The 3,690-nt window shown below is 64.2% G+C and carries 4 protein-coding genes; all 4 read left to right on the top strand.

The window, feature by feature from the left end; all coding sequences use genetic code 11:
* Nucleotides 1-1,260 (top strand): tetratricopeptide repeat protein (locus tag ACTHL0_RS09485; protein WP_440566478.1); only part of this gene is annotated, 1,260 nt, incomplete at its 5' end.
* Nucleotides 1,257-2,456, top strand: a complete 1,200-nt coding sequence (locus tag ACTHL0_RS09480; protein ID WP_440566477.1) for a hypothetical protein — start codon at nt 1,257-1,259, stop codon at nt 2,454-2,456. The genes ACTHL0_RS09485 and ACTHL0_RS09480, both read left to right, overlap by 4 nt.
* Nucleotides 2,457-2,472: 16 nt before the next feature.
* The gene (locus ACTHL0_RS09475) at nt 2,473-3,138 is read left to right on the top strand and encodes a DUF1266 domain-containing protein (protein ID WP_440566476.1); all 666 of its coding nucleotides are present in this window, start codon (nt 2,473-2,475) and stop codon (nt 3,136-3,138) included.
* Nucleotides 3,069-3,690 (top strand): GAD-like domain-containing protein (locus ACTHL0_RS09470; RefSeq protein ID WP_440566475.1); only part of this gene is annotated, 622 nt, incomplete at its 3' end. The genes ACTHL0_RS09475 and ACTHL0_RS09470, both read left to right, overlap by 70 nt.

Genomic DNA, 3,690 nt, shown 5'->3' with positions numbered 1-3,690 from the left:
GCGCGCCTCGCCGCGATCGGGCGCGAAGGCGGCCAGGATCTGATAGCGCGCTCCCCCGTTCATGCCGAATTGTTCGCTGCGCTCGCTACGCAGTCCGAAGAAGCGGCGCTCGATATCGTTTCCGATGCAGCACGCGCGCTCGCCGAGCGGCGTGCGCCGGGCCACCCGTGGGCCACGCGGCTAGGCGCCGTGCATGACGCACGCGCGCAACGCATCGATGCGCAGACGCAGGTCTCGAGGATCGCCGATGCGATCGCGCGGGGCGGGCTTGGAGACAAGCGCACGGCCAGTTCGCTCCTGATGGCTCAGCATGAGGCGATCGGGCTCATCGCTGCCCTCAAGCTGCCGCCGCCGACGCTGACGGCCGGCATGTGGTGCTACAACTTCGGCTGCACCCTCGATGATTACTTCCTGGGACACGAGGATTCGGTGCCCAAGGCAGAGCACGCGCAAGCGTGGGCAGATATCGAACGGATCCAGATTGCCGTCTACGAGCAGGGGCGCACCCATATGGAGCGCTTCTTCGAAACGGGCAAGGGCCATTGGCTCGATGGCTGCGCGCATCTTTACTCGATGCTCTGCAACAACCTCGGCATCGCGTATTGCAATGTCAAACGGTACGAAGAAGCGCTCGACGTGCATCGGTGCGGGATCGCCGCGAGTCCTTTCGCCGAGCACTTCGCCGGCGTTCTGCGCGTGCGCAGGGCCATGCAGGACGACGCGGGAACCGTCGATGCGGCCGAACAGCTCTGGCATTTCGCGGACGAGCACGGCTACAGCCGGCACGATCCGCACGACTACCTCCCAGATGTGCTTACCGCGCTCTATATGCTGGGCCGCACCAATGAAATGCTGATCTGGCTTGAACGGCTCGTGAAGTGGCAGCAGCAGGAGCTGGAGGTCGATGAAGGCAATTTGCCGGATGATGCGCTTGCGGCGCGGCTCTCCGTGGCGGTGCACCTGGCGATGGGCGGTCACGCGGATGCGGCGGGGCTCACTCGGCGGCTACGCGCGCTGGCTGAGCACCGCTCCAACTACCCCGTGATCTATCGTACCGCCTCGGCGTGCTATTACCTTGGCTGGCACGACGAGGCGAGGGCGTGGTACGAACGCGCGCTGGCCATCAACCGTACGCTGCCCGAAATGAAGCGCTATAAGACGGACATCGCGGAGACCCGGATCGCCGAATGCCGGGAAGCGGTGTCCGCATCAGCCCAAATCAGTGCGACACGCAAGCCCTGGTGGAAATTCTGGCCATGACGACGCCAGCCGCCAAGCTTGGCTATGCGCCGCGCAACGCGCTCAATGCCGATGCCCTGAAGGCCGCGATCGCGGCACGCAGCCGCACACGCGGCGACAACGAAGCGGTACGTGCCTGGCTGCTGAATCACTTCTACCGTCACGTCGTCGCCAATTTTGAACCGGCCCGCCCGATCGAGTCGATCGACGATGCGCGCGATGCACTCGGCGACGCGTCGGTGCCGGCGTGGGTGCACGCGCGTTTCGGCACGCCGCGCAAGGTGGCGTGCGATGACCCGGCGCACGTGGTCTGGGTTGATCCCAACGCGCCGCAATTGCTCATGCTCGAGGCACGCCTCGTCGAGTTTCTGGAGTCCCGCACCGGCACATCGCTCGATGGCAAACTCGATCGCATCAATTGCCCCCAGGCCCTCGCCTTGTGGGAAAAGGAACATGCGCGAATTGCCACGCGACTTGAGCGAGGATGGCGCGAAAGCCAGCCCGATGCACTCGTCGAGTGGCTGAGCACGCCCAACGGCCGCTTTGTCGAACTTCGTCCTGACGGTGCGCTGCTTAGGGCCGAAATGGCATTCGAAACGTACGTGATGCGCCACTGCCTCGGCCAGTTCGCGGACCGGCAGGCGCTGACCGGAGGCTACGGCGAGCGCTATGCGGAAGCGATCGAGGCGAAACGCCTTCGGCTCTTCAGTTTCCGCGACATGCAAGGCCAGCCGCACATCACGATCAGCTTGATCGTGCGCGCGGGCGGCAAGCCCGAAGTGGACCAAGTGAAAGGCAAGCAGAACCGGCCGCCGATCGCGCGTTACGTAGACGATCTGCTCGCTTGCCTCAACGCGCTCGATACAAACGACGAGACACCACCCGACTGCGTAGCGATCGGCATCGTGCGAACCGAGTTGGACTGGCGTCGCATAGAAGACGTGACAGACGCCGCCTCGCAAGCGAGGCTCATCGGCCTTTATCCGCAGCTTTTCGTGCGATTGGCCACGCCGACGCCAGCGGTCGAATGGCTCGTGGCCGCGCGGCAACCGGAGCTGTTGCGCGGGCGGCAAACGGCGCGGTCGCCCAGCGTGCGCTACGCGGTGCGCGACGGTGCGCCCGGTAGCGAAGCCGCGTTCTGCACCGAGGGCGTCAGTTGGCCCGGGCTCGACGCGGCGGAAGTGCAAGCGCTCCAAGCCGCGAGAACCCTGTCTTGAGGCTACGATCGACACCATGCTGATCAAAATTTTCGTCGCCATTTTCATGCTCTGGCGCATCTACCGCTTTGTGCGCCGCACGCGCACATCGTCGCTGCCGCCGCGCAAGCATTGGGCGCTTGCGCTCGCCCAGCCGTTCGTCGACGCAACGCAGCTCTCCGGCTTTACCTCACCGGCGGCCGGGACCGTCAACGAAGCCACTCGAGCCCACTTCCGCGCGCAGCTGCTGCATCAGATGGGTTTGCGCACCGACGCGAGCGACGAAGACATACGCGCGCATCTCGCCCGCACATTCGAGTCGCACTGGTATCGCGCCGATCTCAATAGTCTGCTGCCGGCCGACGAGCCGCGTGCGGCGATCGCGTTCGCCTGCGCCCGGATGGCGTTCTTCGCGCGTGTCGTCATGCTGTTGCAATGGGTCGAGCCCGATATCGCCTGGCGCGTGTTGCTGCTCAATGCGCAGCGCGCTCAGGATTGCTTTACGAGTTGGCACGATTTCGGACAAGCGTTCATAGCGGGCAGGCATCAATGGGTCGCCGCGTTTCGCGCCGATCCGTTCGGCAAGGCGTACGATGATGGCGCGCTTGCCGGCTGGTTGAACAAGGGCGAGGCATGGCGCGGCCTGCCGTGGCCGGGGCTCGCAGCATTCAGCCCCGAGCCGGCTGCGGCCTCGCGCGCCTGAACCATCGCGCAGTAAACGGGCCGCCCATCACGAACGCCTATCACGCCTGCGTTCGTGCGGCCCGCCTCCTATTCACAGGGGGGCGTTATTCCGCGGCCAACATCAACAATATCAACGCGCAACGTGGCGCTATCAACATGCTTCTTTTTCGTCGGCTCGCCCTTCACCGCTTCGCCAAGACGCATCCCCCCGCTCGCCCTGTTTCTCCAGCAGCCGATGAACTTATCGCCGCCTATGAAGGCGTTCTTCCGGCAAGCCTGCTCGAACTCTGGCGCCAAAAGGGTCTTGGGTTCTATGGCGATTTGCAGCTAACCCTGATCGATCCGCGAGCGTGGCAACCGGTACTCGATCAATGGATCGTTTCGTCGCCTGACGCGGTGCAACGCATCCCGATCGTGCTGACACCCTTTGGCGCGTTGATCTACTATCGCAAAGTGACGGCCACCGATGAAGATGTGGTCTACATCGATCCCGTATCGAAAGAGGCCCGCACCCTGACCTGGAGCCTCGACGACTTCTTTAACAAGTTCGCTTGCGAGCAAGACACCCTTG

The sequence above is a fragment of the Trinickia sp. genome, assembly GCF_051961175.1.
Classification (GTDB): domain Bacteria; phylum Pseudomonadota; class Gammaproteobacteria; order Burkholderiales; family Burkholderiaceae; genus Trinickia.
Note: the sequence above shows the minus strand (reverse complement) of the source record. Positions and strands in the feature narration are given on the sequence as shown.